The 18,489-nt window shown below is 63.5% G+C and carries 19 protein-coding genes; 6 read left to right on the top strand and 13 right to left on the bottom strand.

Annotation, left to right across the window (positions count from 1 at the left end; all coding sequences use genetic code 11):
* Window positions 1–178 precede the first annotated feature (178 nt).
* The 8 genes from BRPE64_RS15040 to phnG form a co-directional block, all read right to left on the bottom strand.
* Window positions 179–1,543: an MFS transporter gene (locus BRPE64_RS15040; protein WP_044042263.1), complete on the bottom strand. Its 1,365-nt coding sequence runs from the start codon at window positions 1,541–1,543 to the stop codon at window positions 179–181.
* A gap of 183 nt (window positions 1,544–1,726) precedes the next feature.
* Window positions 1,727–2,860 carry an alpha-D-ribose 1-methylphosphonate 5-triphosphate diphosphatase gene (locus BRPE64_RS15035; RefSeq protein WP_016354296.1) on the bottom strand — a complete coding sequence of 378 codons (1,134 nt, stop codon included), beginning with the start codon at window positions 2,858–2,860 and terminating at the stop codon, window positions 1,727–1,729.
* The gene (phnL, locus tag BRPE64_RS15030) at window positions 2,854–3,633 is read right to left on the bottom strand and encodes a phosphonate C-P lyase system protein PhnL (RefSeq protein ID WP_016354295.1); all 780 of its coding nucleotides are present in this window, start codon (window positions 3,631–3,633) and stop codon (window positions 2,854–2,856) included. The genes BRPE64_RS15035 and phnL overlap by 7 nt, the downstream gene beginning before the upstream one ends.
* A gap of 10 nt (window positions 3,634–3,643) precedes the next feature.
* A complete protein-coding gene (phnK, locus tag BRPE64_RS15025) occupies window positions 3,644–4,414 on the bottom strand; it encodes a phosphonate C-P lyase system protein PhnK (RefSeq protein ID WP_016354294.1) in 771 nt (256 codons plus the stop codon).
* A complete protein-coding gene (locus tag BRPE64_RS15020; RefSeq protein ID WP_016354293.1) occupies window positions 4,411–5,283 on the bottom strand; it encodes an alpha-D-ribose 1-methylphosphonate 5-phosphate C-P-lyase PhnJ in 873 nt (290 codons plus the stop codon). The genes phnK and BRPE64_RS15020 overlap by 4 nt, the downstream gene beginning before the upstream one ends.
* Window positions 5,280–6,398, bottom strand: coding sequence for a carbon-phosphorus lyase complex subunit PhnI (locus tag BRPE64_RS15015; RefSeq protein ID WP_016354292.1), 1,119 nt, complete (start codon window positions 6,396–6,398; stop codon window positions 5,280–5,282). The genes BRPE64_RS15020 and BRPE64_RS15015 overlap by 4 nt, the downstream gene beginning before the upstream one ends.
* On the bottom strand, window positions 6,398–7,021 hold the full coding sequence (gene phnH / locus BRPE64_RS15010) for a phosphonate C-P lyase system protein PhnH (protein ID WP_016354291.1): 624 nt from the start codon (window positions 7,019–7,021) through the stop codon (window positions 6,398–6,400). Before phnH ends, BRPE64_RS15015 begins: the two co-directional genes overlap by 1 nt.
* Window positions 7,018–7,500: a phosphonate C-P lyase system protein PhnG gene (gene phnG / locus BRPE64_RS15005; RefSeq protein ID WP_016354290.1), complete on the bottom strand. Its 483-nt coding sequence runs from the start codon at window positions 7,498–7,500 to the stop codon at window positions 7,018–7,020. Before phnG ends, phnH begins: the two co-directional genes overlap by 4 nt.
* A 162-nt stretch (window positions 7,501–7,662) precedes the next feature.
* On the opposite strand from phnG, the gene phnF reads away from it, so the two are divergent.
* From phnF to BRPE64_RS14980, 5 genes are all read left to right on the top strand, one after another.
* On the top strand, window positions 7,663–8,421 hold the full coding sequence (phnF, locus tag BRPE64_RS15000; RefSeq protein ID WP_044042261.1) for a phosphonate metabolism transcriptional regulator PhnF: 759 nt from the start codon (window positions 7,663–7,665) through the stop codon (window positions 8,419–8,421).
* Window positions 8,418–9,122, top strand: a complete 705-nt coding sequence (locus tag BRPE64_RS14995) for a DUF1045 domain-containing protein (RefSeq protein WP_016354288.1) — start codon at window positions 8,418–8,420, stop codon at window positions 9,120–9,122. The genes phnF and BRPE64_RS14995 overlap by 4 nt, the downstream gene beginning before the upstream one ends.
* Window positions 9,119–9,679 (top strand): phosphonate metabolism protein/1,5-bisphosphokinase (PRPP-forming) PhnN, encoded by a 561-nt coding sequence (gene phnN, locus BRPE64_RS14990; protein ID WP_044042260.1) that lies wholly within the window; start codon window positions 9,119–9,121, stop codon window positions 9,677–9,679. Before BRPE64_RS14995 ends, phnN begins: the two co-directional genes overlap by 4 nt.
* Before the next feature lie 202 nt (window positions 9,680–9,881).
* The gene (locus tag BRPE64_RS14985; RefSeq protein ID WP_016354286.1) at window positions 9,882–10,934 is read left to right on the top strand and encodes a C45 family autoproteolytic acyltransferase/hydolase; all 1,053 of its coding nucleotides are present in this window, start codon (window positions 9,882–9,884) and stop codon (window positions 10,932–10,934) included.
* The gene (locus BRPE64_RS14980; protein ID WP_044042259.1) at window positions 10,891–11,856 is read left to right on the top strand and encodes a MurR/RpiR family transcriptional regulator; all 966 of its coding nucleotides are present in this window, start codon (window positions 10,891–10,893) and stop codon (window positions 11,854–11,856) included. The genes BRPE64_RS14985 and BRPE64_RS14980 overlap by 44 nt, the downstream gene beginning before the upstream one ends.
* Window positions 11,857–11,862: 6 nt before the next feature.
* On the opposite strand, the gene phnE is transcribed toward BRPE64_RS14980, so the two are convergent.
* The 3 genes from phnE to phnC form a co-directional block, all read right to left on the bottom strand.
* A complete protein-coding gene (gene phnE / locus BRPE64_RS14975) occupies window positions 11,863–12,597 on the bottom strand; it encodes a phosphonate ABC transporter, permease protein PhnE (RefSeq protein WP_232519270.1) in 735 nt (244 codons plus the stop codon).
* Between the two features lie 84 nt (window positions 12,598–12,681).
* On the bottom strand, window positions 12,682–13,653 hold the full coding sequence (gene phnD, locus BRPE64_RS14970; protein WP_016354283.1) for a phosphonate ABC transporter substrate-binding protein: 972 nt from the start codon (window positions 13,651–13,653) through the stop codon (window positions 12,682–12,684).
* Window positions 13,654–13,685: 32 nt separating this feature from the next.
* On the bottom strand, window positions 13,686–14,519 hold the full coding sequence (gene phnC / locus BRPE64_RS14965) for a phosphonate ABC transporter ATP-binding protein (RefSeq protein ID WP_016354282.1): 834 nt from the start codon (window positions 14,517–14,519) through the stop codon (window positions 13,686–13,688).
* Between the two features lie 228 nt (window positions 14,520–14,747).
* Here phnC and BRPE64_RS14960 point away from each other — a divergent pair, with 228 nt between their 5' ends.
* Window positions 14,748–16,136 carry a dihydrolipoyl dehydrogenase gene (locus tag BRPE64_RS14960; RefSeq protein ID WP_016354280.1) on the top strand — a complete coding sequence of 463 codons (1,389 nt, stop codon included), beginning with the start codon at window positions 14,748–14,750 and terminating at the stop codon, window positions 16,134–16,136.
* A gap of 86 nt (window positions 16,137–16,222) precedes the next feature.
* Here BRPE64_RS14960 and BRPE64_RS14955 read toward each other — a convergent pair whose 3' ends face one another.
* Window positions 16,223–17,407: a pectate lyase family protein gene (locus BRPE64_RS14955; protein WP_016354279.1), complete on the bottom strand. Its 1,185-nt coding sequence runs from the start codon at window positions 17,405–17,407 to the stop codon at window positions 16,223–16,225.
* Window positions 17,404–18,483, bottom strand: a complete 1,080-nt coding sequence (locus BRPE64_RS14950) for an SDR family oxidoreductase (protein ID WP_016354278.1) — start codon at window positions 18,481–18,483, stop codon at window positions 17,404–17,406. The genes BRPE64_RS14955 and BRPE64_RS14950 overlap by 4 nt, the downstream gene beginning before the upstream one ends.
* Window positions 18,484–18,489 lie beyond the last annotated feature (6 nt).

Raw genomic sequence — 18,489 nt, 5'->3', positions numbered from 1 at the left:
TACGTTTGCGCACGCGGCTGCGACGCCGCCCCGATATCGAAAGCTGCGTGCAATTTAACGGCAAGTCGAGAGCGATCTTTAGCGGCGCGCGCGGCCCCAAATGCACATCGCCCCGCGCGATGCATTCATCACGCGGGGCGATACGTTACGGCAACCCGTTACGGCAATACCATTCGAATCAATGCCCGACCGGACCCGCCGCCTTGAGATCCTTCGTCATGGCCGTTTGCGGATGCGCGGCCTGCTTGATCAAAAGCGCGACGGCCGAAACCAGACCCGCCACGGCAACGGTCGCGAAGATGCCGCCGAAGCTGAAGTGCAGACGCGTCAGTTCGGCGACGAGAAACGAACCCGCGATGCCGCCGAAGCGTCCGATGCCGAGCATCCACGCGACGCCGGTGCCGCGCCCTTGCGTCGGATAGAACGCGGCGGCGAGCGCGGGCATCGACGATTGCGCGGTGTTCATCAGCACGCCCGCCAGGAACACGACGAGCACGAGCAGGCCCACGTTGCCCACCGCCTGGCCGATCAGATAGACGCTCACGGCCGTCAACGCATAACACACGGCGATGATGCGGTTCGCGTTGAACTTGTCCATCAGCACGCCGCACAGCACCGCGCCGACGCCGCCCAGCGGGAACAACGCGGAGATCAGCGTCGCGGTTTGCGGCGCGAGGCCCGACTCCTTGAGCAGAATCGGCATCCAGTTGATCGATGCGTAGAAGATCACGAGGCCCATGAAATACGCGATCCACAACATCACCGACCCGACGATATACGAGCGCGACAGCACCACGCTCATTCCGCTTTGTCCGGCAACCGTGGGCGCTGCCTCGGTCATGAAGAACGAACCGGCCTGCATCGCCTCTGACGAAATGCGCGCGAGCGTCGCGCGAATCTTCTCGACCGGCCTGGCCTTCGCCACCATATAGCGCACGGATTCCGGCATCGTCGCGATGAGCAGCACCGACAGCACCAGCGGCGCGATGCCGCCGAGCAGCAGCACGCTGCGCCAGCCGAAATGCGGGATCATCCACGCGGCGAGAAAACCGCCGAACGCCGCGCCCAGCGGAAAGCCGCAGAACATCAGGTTGATCAGCGTCGCGCGGCGGCGGTCGGGGCAGAATTCGCTCATCATCGTGACGGCGTTCGGCATGGCAGCGCCGAGGCCCAGACCGGTGACGAAGCGCAGCGCCGTCAATTGCGTGAGGTCCGCCGAGAACGACGACGCGAGACACGCGACGCCGAACAGCAGCACGGACGACAGCAACATTGCGCGGCGGCCGAGCTTGTCCGACAGCGGCCCGGACAGCAGCGCGCCCGCGGCCAGACCGAACAGCGCGGCGCTCAGAACAGGCGCGAGCGCCGGCCGGCTGATCTTCCATTCGGCGACGAGCGACGGCGCAATGAAGCCGATCGCGGCGGTATCGAATCCGTCCAGCAACACGATGACGAAGCACATCGCGAAGATGAGCCACTGAAACGGCGAGAACGGATGCTCGTTGATGAACGTCTGTACGTTCACGGCAGGACTTCTACTCACTTGATTCCCTTTCCAAAAGTAATCGGTCAGAAAAGTTCGACAGGCGAACACCGATTCACATAGCGAACACGCGAGTGAGGGTACTTAAGAAGCTTGCGCCTCGTCAACGCGGGCTTACCCGCGTATGACGAAGCGCTGACGTGTGGCTGTCAGGAAAGTCAGAGTCAAAAGAAGCGCTGCCGCTCAGGACACGCGCCGTCCCTCGCGATAGGTTTCGCGCGGCACGTGCAAGCCGTCCGCCGAAGCCACGCGCACGAAGTCGGCGCGCAGGCCTGTGGCGACTGCGCCGCGGTCGGCGAGTCCCGCTGCGTGCGCCGGCGCCCACGAGACGGTCGCGACCGCGCGCGGCAGCGACCAGCCCGCCTTCGCGACGAGATCGAACACCGCGATCAGCAGGCTCGACGGCACATAATCCGACGACAAAATGTCGAGCAAGCCTTCGTGCGCCAGTTCGAGCGCCGACACGTTGCCCGAATGCGAGCCGCCGCGCACGACGTTCGGCGCGCCCATGATCGTTGCGATGCCGTGCGCACGTGCGGCGCGCGCGGCGTCGAGCGTCGTCGGGAATTCGGCAAGCGCGATGCCGTCGCGCGCCGCTTCCTCGACATGCTCGACGAGCGTGTCGTCGTGGCTGGCGAGCGAGATGTTCAGATGCTTGCATCGCGCGACGATATCCGCGCGATGCTTGGCGGCGTAGCGCGCCTGATGCTCGGCCAGCTCGACGAGAATCTTGTTGGCGTGTTCGTCGCTCCATTTGCCGTGACGCTCCTGATATCTGCGCCATTTCTCGTGGTCCTGCCATTGCCGCTGGCCCGGCGTGTGATCCATCACGGATGCGAGCCTGAAGAGCGGATGCGACGACAGCGAATCGAACACTTCGACGACATCCGTCGTGCCCACTTCGCAACGCAGATGCAGCAGGTGATCGGCGCGCAGCAGACCGCGCGCGGCGAACTTGCCGATCGACTGCGCGCAACGCACTTGCAACTCGCGGCCGCGCACGCCGTCTTCGGGACGCGAACCCACGCCCAATGCATCGAACACGGTCGTGATGCCGGCGGCGGCCACTTGCGCATCGTGCACGATGATCGCGGCTTCATGATTCCACAACACGCCCGGACGCGGCGCGAGATGCTTTTCGATGTTGTCCGTATGCAGTTCGACGAAGCCCGGCAACAGATAGTCGCCGTCCCAGTCCACTGCTTCGCGCGCCGACGTATTGCCCGGCGCGATCTCCGCGATGAGTCCGTCCTCGACTCGCACGGTCCCCACGAAATCTTCGTCGCGCGTCACGATGCGCGCATTCTTGATCAGCATGTCTGCAACACTCCGGAATCGGTTTGAACGGCGGGTCGATCGCCCGCGGCGGCGGCGCTCGCAAGCCGCACGATGCGGGTCGCGACGCGCTCGCGCGTGTCTTCGTCGTGAAAGATGCCGACGATCGCGGCGCCGCGCTCGCGCGCCTCGACGATCAGATCGGCGACCACGTCGCGGTTTTCCGCATCGAGCGACGCGGTGGGTTCGTCGAGCAACAGAAGCGGATGCGCCGCGATCAGCCCGCGCGCGATATTCACGCGCTGTTGCTCGCCGCCCGAGAACGTGGCGGGCGCAAGCGTCCACAAGCGGCGCGGCACGTTGAGGCGTTCGAGCAGCACGCTCGCGCGTTCGCGCGCTTCGTCTTCGTTCACGTTGCGCGACACCAGCGGCTCGGCCACGAGATCGAGCGACGACACCCGCGGAATTGCGCGCAGGAACTGGCTTACGTAGCCCATCGTCGTATTGCGCAGACGGATGATGTCGTGCGGCGCGGCGTCCGTCAGCATGACGTGGCGCGCGGCGTTGCTGTCGTCGCGAATCGCGATCGTGCCGCGCGTCGCGAGATAGTTGCCGTACATGCAACGCAGCAGCGTGCTCTTGCCCGCGCCCGATGCGCCCGCGAGCACGACGCATTCGCCGCGTTCGACATCGAGCGATACGCCCGACAACGCCGCGATGCGCGCCCCGCCCTGCTGATGCAGCGTGAAAGTCTTTTCGATGCCGCGTGCCTGCAACATCAAACGATCGTTGTCGATAAAAGAATTCATGGTCATGTCTCGCACCTCAAACGGGCAGCACGGACGCGACGAGCGTCTGCGTATAAGGATGTTGCGGATCGTCGAGCACCTGATCCGTCAGGCCGCTTTCGACGACGCGCCCGTCCTTCATCACCATCAGCCGATGCGCAAGCAAGCGCGCAACGCCGATATCATGCGTGACGATCACCGCCGCGAGATGCAGCCTGTTCGTCAGCGTGCGCAGGAGATCGAGCAGCCGCGCCTGCACGGAGACGTCGAGCCCGGCGGTGGGTTCGTCCATGAACACGAGGCGCGGGCCGGTCACCAGATTACGCGCGATTTGCAGACGTTGTTGCATGCCGCCCGAAAACGCCGAAGGCAATTCGTCGATGCGCGCGGCATCCAGTTCGACGCGGTTCATCCAGTCCGCCGCCGTTTCGCGCAGACGGCCATAGTGGCGCGCGCCGATGGCCATCAGCGGCTCGCCGATGTTCGCCCCCGCCGATACGTTGCGACGCAGGCCGTCGCGCGCGTTCTGATGCACGAAGCCCCATTCGGTGCGCGAGAGCAAACGCCTGCGCGGCTCGGCGAGCGTCAGCAGATCGAGCGTTTCGGCTTCGCGCGTGGTGTAGGCAAGCGCGCCGCCGTCGATGTCGCTGCGCAATGCAAGCGCGTTCAGCAATGTCGATTTGCCCGATCCCGATTCGCCGACGATACACAACACTTCGCCCGCATGGACATCGAGATCGACATCGACGCAGCCGCCGCGTCCGTCGTAACGCTTCGTGAGGCGCGTCGCTTTCAGCAGTGGTTTCATCGCGGCACCTCTTCAACGCCTGCATCGCCTTCATTGTCACGGCGGCTGTGACAGTAATCGCTGTCCGAGCAGACGAACATGCGCGTGCCCTGGTCGTCGACGATCATCTCGTCGAGAAAGCTCTCGTGCGAGCCGCACAGCGCGCAGGCGTGCTCCCATTTCTGCACGCTGAAAGGATGATCCTCGAAATCTAAACTCTTCACTTCGGTATAAGGCGGAATGGCATAGATGCGCCGCTCGCGGCCCGCGCCGAACAGTTGCAGCGCAGGATTCATGTGCATCTTCGGGTTATCGAACTTCGGAATGGGCGACGGCGAAGTCAGATAGCGGCCGTTCACGAGCACAGGATAATCGTAAGTGGTCGCAATGCTGCCGTGCTGCACGATATCTTCATAATATTTCACGTTGATAAGCCCGTAGTCAGCGAGCGCGTGCAGCTTCCGGCATTCCGTCACGCGCGGTTCGAGGCGGAACAGCGGCTCGGGCATCGGCACCTGATAGACGAGGATCTGCTTGTCCGTCAGCGGCGTCTCGGGAATGCGGTGGCGCGTTTGCACGATGCTTGCATCGGCGGTGCGCGTCGTGGTCGCGACGCCCGCCGTGCGCGCGAAGAAGCGGCGGATATTGACCGCATTCGTCGTTTCATCGGAACCTTGATCGATGACCTTCAGCGTATCGTTCGCGCCGATGATCGCCGAAGTGACCTGCAAGCCGCCCGTTCCCCATCCGTAAGGCAAGGGCATTTCGCGCGACGCGAACGGCACCTGATAGCCCGGCACCGCCACCGCCTTGAGCAGCGCGCGGCGGATCATGCGTTTAGTCTGCTCGTCGAGGTAGGCGAAGTTATAGCCTTCGGTGAGCGCGTTCATGCCGCATTCTCCTTGATGTCGTCCGCGCCGTGGGCCGCGCGCAAGCGGCGCAGCAACTCCAGCTCGGACTGGAAGTCGACGTAATGCGGCAGCTTCAAATGCTGAACGAAACCGGACGCTTCCACGTTGTCACTGTGATACAGCACGAATTCGGGGTCTTGCGTCGGCGAGCCTATCGTCTCGCCGAGTTCGTCCGCACGCAACGCGCGGTCCACCAGCGCCATCGCCATGGCCTTGCGCTCCGAGTGGCCGAACGCGAGACCGTAGCCTTGCGTGAAGGTCGGCGGCACATCGCCGCTGCCCGCGAACTGATTGATCATCTGGCATTCGGTGATGTCGATATCGCCGATCTCGACAGCAAAGCCGAGTTCGTCGATATGCATTTCGACCGCCACTTCGCCATGACGAATCTCGCCCGCGAACGGATGGCTGTGCGCATAGCCGCGCTGCGTCGCATAGCCGACCGCGAGCAGAAAACCTTCGTCGCCGCGTGCGAGGTTTTGCAATCGCGTGGAACGATCTACGGGAAAAGACAGCGGCTCGCGCGACAGATCGCCCGGCTCCGGCGCGTTTTCCCGCACACGTTCCTGTTCGATCAGCCCTTCCTTGTCGAGCATGGACAGCACGCGCGGCATCGCGCTCGTGTCCGGCGTCTTCGGCGTCTTCGGTGTCTTCGGTTCGATAGTTGCATCAGCAACTTGTTCGCCTTCCGCGAGCAGACTGAAGTCCAGCAGACGCTGCGTGTAGTCGTACGTGCCGCCCAGCATCTGGCCGCCGGGAATGTCCTTGAACGCCGCCGAAATGCGCCGCTCGACGCACATCGCTTCCGTATCGACCGGCAGCGTGTACCCGAAGCGCGGCAGCGTCGTGCGATATGCGCGCAGCAGGAAGATCGCCTCGACGAGATCGCCCGCTGCCTGCTTGATCGCGAGCGCGGCCAGGTCTTCGTCGTAGACCGAGCCTTCGGTCATCACGCGCGCAACAGCCAGGCGCATCTGCTCGCGAATCTGCGCGACGGAAAGCTCGGGCACGGCCGGATCGCCGCGGCGCTTCTTTGCGAGCACATCCCACGAACGTTCGATGGCGCGTTCGCCACCCTTGACTGCGACGTACATCAGTACACCTCCACTTGCGTCGTGCGCGGCAAGCCGATGAGCGCGCCGCCCGCCACGAAATAGCAGTCGATGCCGCACGGAAACAGCGCGGTGAGCGCCGCGCGCTGCTGCCAGAACGCGCGCGTGAGCCCCGCAATGGCGACCGTGCGCGACTCCGCGATGCCCGGCCCGCGCCACACGAGCGGCTCGCCTTCGGTCAGCGACGGCACGCGGATAAACAGCGTCGCTGCGTCCTCCGGCGTTTCGCTGTCGCCCTGCGCGAATGCATCGAGCGCGGGCATGTTGCGTGCATCGTCGATATAGGCGAACGCGGCCGCACGCCGGTCACGCGTCACGGGCGCACTGGCATGGAAGCGCAGCGCGTCGCCGAGCACGGTGTTCTCGCCTTCGATGAACACGGGCGTCGAATAATCGGTCAGCGCCAGCAACGACGCGAACGCCGCAAGCGGCACGCGGCCGGCCAGCGCATCGCGCATGGCATGGTTGTCGGGCAGCGCGGCATCGATCGCGACGATGCCGCCCGGACGCGACAGCGCATCGAGCAACGCGCGGAACACGCGCTGCGCGTCGTGCACGGTGTCGTTGAAGCCCGGTACGAGCGTGGTCATGTCGATAGTCATCATTCGCCTCTCACCATCGTGAAGAATTCGACCTTGGTCGTGGCCGCTTCGGTTTCCTTGCGCCGCCGTTCATCGGCGATGCGCGCGGCGAGCGGTTCGATCAGTTGCGTCTGCAAACGCTGCGCATGATGTGGCGTCTGCAACAAGGCATCCGCGAGCGCGGCGAGCGTCGCGCGTTCCTTGTCGCGGCCCAGATGCACGGCGACGCCAACCGGCGCGCTGCCCTCGCCGGTACGCAGACGCAGCGTTGCGCGCGTGACGGTCGCTTCGCCGAGATTGAACGCATCGCCCGTGCCGCCGATGCGCCCGCGCACCATCGCAAGGCCGATATCCGGCGCGCGCAGCCACTCGTAAGCGGGCGGCGGCGCGCCGTCGAGCGCCGCATCGAGCGCGGCTTTCAGCACGTCGCGCGGCGTGCGCGCGAGCACCGCCATCCATTCGCGGCGGCTTGTCGCGTGCTGCGACTCCATCGAAATACTCATCGCTTTCCCTATGTCTGAAAAGGGTTCGGTCGTCGTATGCTACTCGTTGCCTTATCTAGTCGTCTAGACGTTTGGTCATGTAGTCCGGCTTTCACATTTCCATCACGAGTTGCGCACTACAATCCAGAGAACGATATTCAAACCGACAGGAATGACAGCGCAATGACATCCACTGAAAACGCCGCTCCGGGACACGCCGTGGAGCGCGGCGCGGGAGTTGCGGTGTGGCGGCAGATCGAGCAGATCCTTTCCGCCGAGATCGCCGCGAAGAGCTTCGGCGAGGAAGGACGCCTGCCGAGCGAAGCGGAACTGGCGCGACGTTTCGACGTGAACCGCCACACCGTGCGGCGCGCGATGCTCAGGCTCGCGGCGACGGGGCTGGTCAGCGTCGAGCAGGGACGCGGCACGTTCGTGCAGCCCGGCGCAATCGATTATCAGATCGGCCGCCGCACGCGTTTCACCGAAAACCTGCGCCGCCAGAAGCATGCGTCGGCGGGTGTGGTGCTCACGTCCGAGCGCGTGAAGGCCGATCCGACCGTCGCCAAGGCGCTCGGCGTGCGCGCGGGAACGCTCGTCTATCAGATCGAAACGCGCCACGATTCCGACGGCATTCCGATGACCTACGCGCGCAACTGGTATCCGGCCGCACGTTTCAACGACCTGCCCGCGGCGATCGAAGCGGCAGGCGGCGTGAGCGCGGCGCTCAAGAAGTTCGGCGTGAACGATTACATGCGCAAGTGGAGCCGTATCGGCAGCGTGTTGCCTTCGTCGGATGTTGCGCGCCGGTTGCAGATCAACCGGCAGCAGCCGGTGCTGTGGGTCGAGAACGTCGATGTCGACGAAGAAGGCGTGCCCATCAAATACGGCATCACGCATTTTGCGGCGGATCGCGTGCAACTGATGGTCGAGCACGACCTATGATCGTCGCGCAAGTGAATGCCCGCAATCCGCGCGTTGCGCTTTATTACGCGCCGCCCGCTTCGTCCGCGTGGTGGCGCGCAGGCTGCGAGTGGCTCGGCCGCGACGCCGAGAACGGCCGCGAAACCGACACGCCCGCGCACGACGTGACGCGCGCACCGCGCCGCTATGGCTGGCACGCCACGATCGTCGCGCCGTTTCATATGGCGGCGGGCGTCGAACTGGCGGACGTGCTCGCCTGCGCGCGTGCGTGGGCCGGTTCGGTGCCGCGCTTCGAGATGCAGGTGAAGGCTGCGGAACTGAGCCGCTTCGTCGCGCTGCGTCCCGCCCACGCACGCGACGACGACGCGCTTCGCACGCTCTCCGGCAGCGCGTTGCAGGCGCTCGCCGCGTTGCGCGAGCGGCCGTCGCACGAGAGCATCGAGCGGCGCATTGTCGGTGGCATGAGCGCACGGCAAATCGCACTGTTGCGCGAATGGGGCTATCCGTATGTCTTCGACGAATACCGCTTCCACATGACGCTTTCCGATTCGCTCGATGACGCACACGCGCGCGCGTCGATCGTATCGGACTGGACGCGACGCATCGATGCGCTCGGCCCGATGCCGGTACATGGCGCGGCGCTCTTCATCGAACCCGAGCCGGGCGCGCCGTTCACGCTGTGGCAGCGCCTGCCGTTCAACAACGCACAGGACGTGGCATGACCCGGGTAACAAGCGCAAAACTGATCTATGTGATGGGACCTTCGGGCGCGGGCAAGGACTCGCTGCTCGGCTTCGCGCGCGAACGCGTGGGCGCGCGCGTGATGTTCGCGCACCGCTATATCACGCGCGCTGTTGCAGATGGCGAGAACCATATCGCGCTCACACATGACGAATTCGCGACGAGGCTTTCGTACGGCCTCTTCGCGATGCATTGGGAAAGCCTCGGGCTGCGCTACGGCATCGGCATCGAACTGGATGCGTGGCTCGCGCGCGGCATGCCGGTCGTCGTGAACGGCTCGCGGCAGCACGCGGAACTCGCGCTCGAACGCTATCCCGACGCGCAGTTCGTGCATATCGATGCAACCACGTCCGTGCTCGCGTCACGTCTCGCGCGCCGCGGACGCGAAGACGCGCGGCAGATCGAAGCGCGTCTTGCGCGGCGGCCGGCGTTCGGATTGCCGTCGCAGGCGCGCGTCGTGACAATCGACAATTCCGGCATGCTCGCCGATGCCGGCACGCAGTTCCTCGACGTGCTCTCACAGGCAAGCTGCGCCTGACTCCACTTCGCGTTTGATCGACCGCGCCTTCCCGCGGCGCAGTTGTGCGCATTCCTTAGTTGCAAATAAATTTGCGTACAATACATACAAGCAAATCGGATTGCACTGCGTGACTGTCACTACTCCAACCAGGAATCGCTCATGAAACTCCCGTGCGCGACTTCCTTCACGTCGAATAACTTTTCTCGAATCACCTGAATTTATGGCGGCACTCGGCTTTATCGAAATCTCCGGCTCACCGCGCGATGCGGGCGAAGCGCTCGGGCGCTTCGGCGCTTACGCGGTTCACACACACTTGCTGAACACACATGCGTGGCAAACGGTCATGCAATGGCGCGGCAGCGCCACGTATCACGCAATGGCCGCGCTCGTGCGCGAACGCTTCCCGCGCGCGTGGGACGAACTTCAAGGGCTGGCTGCCGGCCTCGCCCTGCCCTTCGAAGACGTTTTCCTCTGGAATTGCCGAGGCGATGTCTGGGCAATGTCGCCGGATGGCTGCACCACTGTGCAACGTCCAGGCGCGGATGTTCGACACATCGCTCATAACGAGGACGGTTCTCCCGGCTTCGCGGGACATTGCGCGATCGCCCAGTGCGAGATCGAAGGCGGCCCGCAATTCGCGGCTTTCGTTTATCCCGGCTCGCTGCCGGGACACACGTTCGCCGTCACGAACGCCGGCCTGGCGATGACCGTCAACAATCTGCGACAGCGTGACATCGTCGCGGGCGTTCCGCGCATGGTGCTCACGCGCGCGATTCTCGATGCGGCGAATCTCGATGAAGCCATCTCCATTGTGCGCGATAACCCGCGTGCGGGCGGCTTCCATCTGACGCTCGGCGCTTGCGCGAACACGGCGCTGTTGAGCGTCGAATTCAGCGCGCATGATTGCTCGGTGCTTGAAGTGCAAACGCCTTCGCTGCATGCGAATCATGCGATTCATCCCGCGATGCGCGGCTTTAAGCAGATCATCACGGATTCGTCGCATCATCGGCAGATACGCGGCGATGCGCTGCTCGCATCGAACGAAGCAATCGATCCGCTCGCGATACTCGCCGATCGCGAAGATGCTGCATTGCCGATCCATCGCACGCAACCCGACGACCCCGACGCCGAAAACACGCTCGCCACCGCCGCCATTACGATTCATGCGTCTCACATAGAATGGCGAGTTCACGAACATCCCGGGCAGCCCGCCCGGTACCGGATGATCAATGGACACAGGCAAACAGAAGCGACAACGCACGAGCGAAGCTGAAGCAGACATGCAGATGCCGCCGCGCAGCGTCGATGGCTTGCGCGCGCTCGTGATACGCATCGGCCGAGATGAGGCGAACGTCTCGCTCGGCGCGAAGGCGCATACCGTGCTCGCGAAACTGCTCGAACGCCCCGAGGAAGTGGCGGTGCGCACCATCACGGATCTCGCAACATCGCTCGATATCAACGCGTCCACGCTCACGCGCTTGTCCACGCGGCTCGGCTATGCGGGATTCGCCGATTTTCAGAGCGTGTTTCGCGACAGCCTCGCCGCGCGGCATCGGCATTTCTATAGTCAGCAGGCGGAGCGCATCGTTGCGAGCCGCAAGACGCGCGCGCACGATGCCGCGCCTGAAGTCGATATGGTCGTGTCGCTCGCGCGCGAATCGATCGGCAATGTCGAAGGCTTCATCGCGCAGTTATCGGCCGACGATTTGCGCGGTGCCGCGCGCCTGCTCGCCAATGCGAAACGCGTGCGCGTGCACGGCCTGCGCCAGTTCAGCGCGCTCGCGAGCTTCGTGTGCTATGGCCTCGGGATGATCCGCACCGATGTCGCACTGCTCGATTCGCAAGGGCTCGGCGTCGCGGAAGGACTTGCGCAGTTGCAGCCCGGCGATGTCGTGCTTGTCGCGAGCGTCGCGCCCTATACGCGCAGCGTCGCCGATGCGGCGCTCGCCGCGAAGGAGGTCGGGCTCGACGTCATCGCCATCACCGACACGCTCGCGTCGCCGCTCGTGGCGCCCGCGCGTCATGCGTTCCTTATCCCGCATGAAAGCAGTTTCTTCAGCAACAGCATGGGCGCCTATCTCGTGTTCTGCGAGGGTCTGCTCAATCTGGTTGCGGCCCGTCTCGGCAAGCGCTCGCTGCAGGCGCTGGAGCGGCGCGAGCGCCTGATCACGGCGCTCGGCATCGAAAGTTCATAGACTGGTTCAGATTACGCGCTCGCGCACCCAGCCCGAAGCAAGATCGATCAGCGACACGATCACGATAACGATCAGCATCACCGCGGCCGTCTGCGCATAGTTGAACGAGCGGATCGCCTCATACAGCACGACGCCGATACCGCCCGCGCCGACCATGCCGACGACCATCGCCGAGCGCACGTTCGACTCGAAGCGATAGAGTGCGAACGAAATCCAAAGCGGCAACACTTGCGGCAGCACGCCATAGACGATTTCATCGAGACTGCTCGCGCCGGTAGCGCGCACGCCTTCGGCCGGGCGCGCATCGACGGCTCCGACCGCTTCGGCGAAGAGCTTGGCGAGCACGCCCGTCGTATGCACCCACAACGCAAGCACGCCCGCGAACGGCCCGAGCCCGACCGCGACGATAAACAGCATCGCGAAGACCATCTCGTTGATCGCGCGGCATGCGTCCATCAGGCGGCGCACCGGCTGCGCGATCCACATAGGCGCGATGTTCTGCGCCGACAACAAACCGCACGGCACCGCGCAGACCAGCGCGAGCGCCGTGCCCCACACGGCGACCGCGAGCGTCACGTTCATTTCATGCACGTACGTGCGCCATTCCGTGAAGTCGGGCGGAAAGAAGTCGCGCGCGAACTGGCTCATGTTGCCCGACGCGCCGAGCAGATCGAGCGGGCGCATGTCGGCGCTTTGCCACGAGAGACCGAGCACGGCAATCAGCACGATCCAGCCGAGCATCGACGTCCAGCTGCGCTTCTTTGCGACCGACTGCACGGGCCGGCCGATGCCGGCCTCGAACGGGGCGATGTCGAGCGGCTTCATTTACTTCGCCGCCGTGCTGTCGAGCGCCGCGATCTTTTGATCGAGCGCGGCGATTTGCGCTTGCTTGTCCGCGCTATCGAGATGCGCGTCGTTCTGCACTTGCTGCTTCTTCTGGAACAGCGCCATCTGACGAATCGGCACGAGCTGCGCGTTGGATGAATCCGCGAAGCCGGAATAGCCCGAGATCGCCGTCATCACCGCCTGCTCGCGCGGGTCTTTCTCCGCATAATGGTCGAAGAAATTGCGCAGCTTGTCTTTCGTCGCTTGCGGCAAGTCGCGACGCCACACGAGCGGGTCCGACGGAATCAGCGGCGACTTCCACAGCACGCGCACTTTCGGATACAGCTCCGGATGCTGCGTCTTGATGGTGTCGAGCATGTCGGTGTTGTTGGTCGCGATATCGATCTTGTCGTTCACGACCGCGAGCATGTTCGCTTCATGGCTCGACGGCAGCACGCTCTTGAATGCGGTCTTCACGTTGATGCCGTTCTTCGCGAACAAATAATACGCAGGCACGAGCGTGCCCGACGTCGAGTTCGGATCGCCGAAGCCCAGGTTGATGTCGCGCGTGTTCTTCAACACCTGATCGATCGACGTCCACTTGCTGTTCGCATTCGTGATGAGCAGCGAGTAATAGCCTGCCTCGCCGTTCTTGTACTTCACCTTGGCGAAGACTTCGCCGTTGGAGCGATCGACGGCTTCGATCGCCGATGCATTGCCGAAGAAACCGATCTGCACTTTGTTGAAGCGCATCGCTTCGATAATGCCCGCGTAATCGGTCGCGAAATACGCCTTCACGTCGAGACCGGTCTGCTTGTTCAGATCGTCGATGAGCGGCTGCCAGCGTTGCTTGAGCGCGGACGACGAATCCGTCGAGATGATGCCGAAGCTGATGGTTTCGGCGAACACGGTCTGCGACAGAAGGCACGACGCGAGCGCGGCGCCCGCCAGAAAAAAGCGCGCTGATTTCATGATGCGATCCAGGTTGGATGAATGAGTGGGTTTCAGACTGCGGCCGATGCGAACGACGCAGAGGCCTGCGTGCGCGCGTTCTGCGCGGCGTGATGCGTAAGCAGTTCCTCCGCCGATGCGCCGTAAAGTTCGCGCAGCACCGCGGGCGTGAGACGTTCGGAAGCGCCATCGAAGACGACGCGCCCATCGCGCAGTGCGACCGTGCGCGGGCAATACTTCATCGCGATATCGATCTGATGCAGCGACACGACGACCGTCAGCTTGCGTTCGCGATTGAGCGTCTGCATCAGCTCCATCACGCGGCGCGCGGATTCGGGATCGAGCGATGCGATGGGTTCGTCCGCGAGCACGATGCGCGCGCGCTGCACGAGCGCGCGGGCCAGCGCGGCGCGCTGTTGCTGACCGCCCGACAGATTGCTTGCGCGCTCGAACGCGTGATCGCCGATGCCCATTGCGGTGAGCGACTCCATCGCCAGCGCGCGCTCGCCGCGCGGAAAACGGCCCGCCAGACGATGCCACAACGGCACGCGCGACAATGCGCCGATGAGCACGTTGGTCAGCACCGAAAGCCGTCCGACCAGATTGAATTGCTGAAACACGAAGGCGACATCGCGGCGAATCGCGCGCACTTCGCGCACGATCTTGCCGTTCTGCTGAATCGGCCGTCCGAGCAGCGTGATATGCGACGGCGCGGGGTCGGAAGCGACAAAGCCCGCGATATGGCGCAAGAGCGTCGATTTGCCCGATCCCGACGCGCCGATCAGCGCGACCATTTCGCCCTCTTCCACGCGCAAATCGACGGAGTCGAGCGCCTTGCGCCCGTTTCTGAACGTCTTGGTGAGACGCTCGATGCGTATTGCGTCCATAGCTTCCCTCGATGGGCGCGCTCAAATGGCGCGCTGAAACGTTCGGGAGATTCTAGGAACTCAACGTGACGAGAAAGTGACGCGCATGAGACGTCTAGATGAATACATCACTTTTGCGCCGTGGAGGATTGAGACGATCGAGCAGGAATTCGATCCGCACGAGCATTCACCTTTGGGCCGTCGCGACCGATGATTGATCCAACGCATCAACCATTCGGAGACAGCACCATGAACACGATCCATACGGATGTCGCCATCATCGGCGCGGGCAGCGCGGGACTTTCGGCGTATCGCGCGGCGAAGGCGGCGGGCGCGTCGGCGATTCTCATCGAAGGCGGCGCGCACGGCACAACGTGTGCGCGCGTCGGCTGTATGCCGTCGAAGCTTCTGATCGCGGCCGCCGATGCCGCACATCACGCGACGCACACGGCGGCTTTCGGCGTGCATATCGACGGAGCTGTGCGCATTGACGGACGCGAGGTGATGGCGCGCGTGAAGGGCGAGCGCGATCGTTTCGTGGGCTTCGTCGTTGCGGGTGTCGACGCGATGCCCGCCGCAGACAAGCTCACCGGCTACGCGCACTTCATCGACGATAACTTGCTGCAGGTCGGCGAGCACACGAAGGTGCAGGCGAAGAGCATCGTCATCGCGACGGGATCGAGCGCCGTGATGCCTGCGATGTATCGTGCGCTCGGCGAGCGCGCCATCATCAACGACGATGTCTTCGCATGGAACGATCTGCCCCGGCGCGTCGCGGTGATCGGCGCGGGCGTGATCGGGCTCGAACTCGGTCAGGCGCTCGCGCGACTCGGCGTTGATGTGTCCGTGCTGGGCGCGCGGGGCCGCGTTGGCCCGTTGACCGACCCTGACGTTCGCGCGTATGCCGAGCGCGTGTTCAGCGAAGCGTTTCGTTTCGAGCCGCGTGCGCAAGTGCAAGCGGCCGTGCGCGAAGGCGATGAAGTGCGTGTGCGTTATGTATCGGATGCGGGCGAGACGATCGAAGATACGTTCGATTACGTGCTGGTCGCGGCCGGGCGCAAGCCTAACGTTGGCGGACTCGGTTTGAGCAATACGTCGCTCGAACTGGATGCGGATGGCTTGCCCGTCTACGATCCTCTGACCTTGCAGGCCGGCGCGCGCCCGGTGTTCATTGCAGGCGATGCGAACGGCGTGCTGCCCTTGCTGCACGAAGCCGCCGATGAAGGCCGCGCGGCGGGACTCAATGCGGCGCGCTATCCGGATGTCGCGCCGCTCGAACGTCGCGCGCCGTTGGGCATCGCGTTCACGGACCCGGGCATCGCGATGGTCGGCGCGCGTCATGCGGATCTGGTGCCGAAGTCCTTCGTCACGGGCGAAGTGAGCTTCGAGGATCAGGGACGCAGCCGCGTGATGCTCAGGAATCGCGGGCTGATGCACGTGTACGCCGATCGTGAAAACGGCCGCTTCGTCGGCGCGGAGTGGATCGGACCGGATGCGGAGCATATCGCGCATCTGCTTGCGTGGGCCTTTCAGATGAAGCTCACCATCGACGACATGTTGCGGATGCCGTTTTATCATCCGGTCGTCGAGGAAGGGCTGCGGACCGCGTTGCGGGATGCGGCAGGGAAGCTTGCTTGAGTGTTGGAGCCGCGCTGGTCGATGGGGCTGGCGCGGGGTTAGTGTTTCGGGCGATCTGGGCTCATCAACAATTTCCCAACCGCTCATCACCGCCGACAACGCGATTGCCAAACGTCGTTATCCGTATTCCCCGCCTGCGTCCGAATCAGTTCAGCGAGTTCGGGCGAAGCGTGGTCATACGTATAGCAATAAGACGGCTCCGGCACCTTCTCCGGCTGATCGCTTTCTAAAACGGCTTTCGCGTCACGCAAATAAAGATTGTCCCGCGCGGAGATGAACGCCTTATAACCCCGCGTATAGCCATACAAAGCCTTCGTTTGCTCGTAGCTCTTGCGGTCCGACTCGCCGTTCGCGAGCGCGCTGCGCCCCGGCGCCACCGGAATGTAGCTGCAATAGTTCGCGTTCACGCCCTCGACGGTCGGGAAATATGGCGGCTCCTTGCAAGCGCGTCGCGCAGCGTTAATGAAGATGTTTCCTTCGACAAGCGCCTTCGCCTCCAGACTGAAACTCATGCCATAGAAGTCCCAGTTCTCAAGCAAGTTGTTATAGAGGTGCACCGTGCCGAATTGCGCGCGCGGATTGCGCTGCATCGTGTCGACGAAATAGCTGTGATGAATGGTCACACGCGCAATCGAATCGCGATCGAAGTGCTCGAACAGATTCTTCGACGTGATGTTGTTGACGAGCATGACCTTGTCATCGTCGTGGAACTTGACCCATGAGACGGTGACATCGGTCGAACCGTTCTTCACGTTGACGAGTCGCGCCGCAAAACGCGAAAGATCGAGATGATCGATCCACACGTTTCGCGAGCCGTTGGCAATATCGACCGCCTGCGTGAACGTGCGCAGACGCCCGTCGATCGTGAGATGCGTCAGGATGACATTCGAGCGTCCGTAAATGCCGAAGCCATAATCGAGCAGGGTTACCCGATGCCCACGGCCGTCTATCGTGACGTTCGACGGCACGCGAAGCTGCGATTCGAGTGGAATCGTCATGTCCGACGCAAAGCGAATCCATGTCGGTCCTCGCGCCCGCGCGAGCGCGTCACGAAGCGATCCCGGACCGGAGTCCGCGGCGGACGAAACGATCGTCACGCGGGCGGACACGCCACCTGTTGCATCGCGGCCGTACCCTTCTCTTTGCGCGAGCAGGCTTGCGACCATCGGGCACGCGGCGTCCGCGATTTCGCAGGTGTTCTGCGCCGCTTGTGCATCGGCGCACATCGTCGCGATCATGACGATGAACGCAAACGTCAAGCGTCGCATCATCGATTCGTCAGACTCGCGATGTACCAGGGCAACGCTTCGTTCATGCCGGCGCGCAGGTTCAACAGCGGTGCATATCCGAGTTCGGCTCGCGCCTTGGACACGTCCGCCTGCGAGTGACGCACGTCGCCTGCGCGAAAATCCCTGAAAACAGGCGCTTTTTCATATGCGAAACCACGGCTGCCCAAGCCGTCGCGAATCACATGGAAGAGGTCTTTCAACGTGGTCCGGTCTCCCACGGCGACGTTGTAGACCTCGCTCGTGCGCAAGTCTTCGCGTAGCGCCGCGCGCAGGTTCATCTGCACGACGTTGCCCACATAGCAGAAGTCACGGCTCGTCTCGCCGTCGCCGTTGATCTGGACTTCATCGCCGGCAAGCATCGCGGCGATCCACTTCGGAATGACCGCGGCGTAAGCGCCATTCGGATCCTGACGCGGACCGAACACATTGAAGTAGCGCAGCCCGATCGACGCAAAACCATACGTGCGCGCGTACACGCCCGCATAGATTTCGTTGACGAGCTTGGTCACCGCATACGGCGACAAAGGATTGCCGATGCGTTCTTCACGTTTCGGAAGATTGGGTTCGTCGCCGTAGGTGGAACTCGACGCCGCGTACACGAAGCGGCGCACCGCCGCACGACGCGATGCATCGAGCATATTCAGAAATCCGGATGCGTTGATATCGTGCGTGGTGATCGGATCTTTCACCGAGCGCGGCACCGAGCCGAGTGCAGCCTGATGCAGCACGAAATCCATCTCGGCGACCGCTCGCTCGCAGGCGGCCACGTCGCGGATATCGGCTTCGTGGAACGAGAACCGGCTCCAGCGCGTCTCGCCGACGCGCTTCCTGACTTCGTCGAGATTGTGCTTGTGGCCCGTCGCGAAGTTGTCCATGCCGCGCACGTCCTGATCCAGCATGAGCAAGGTCTCGACCAGATTCGAGCCGATGAATCCCGCCGCTCCCGTAACAAGCCAGCGATGACGTCCCGACAATAATCGCTCGCACAGGTCACGCTGCGTGGCGTCCTTGAGCCAGGCCGGCACATTCGGTTCGTTCAGTATCTGCTCGAGTTTCATATCCGC

Origin of the sequence: Caballeronia insecticola, assembly GCF_000402035.1 — a bacterium.
Taxonomy (GTDB): domain Bacteria; phylum Pseudomonadota; class Gammaproteobacteria; order Burkholderiales; family Burkholderiaceae; genus Caballeronia; species Caballeronia insecticola.
The sequence above is the reverse complement of the archived record's forward strand: the minus strand, read 5'-3'. Positions and strand labels throughout refer to the sequence as shown.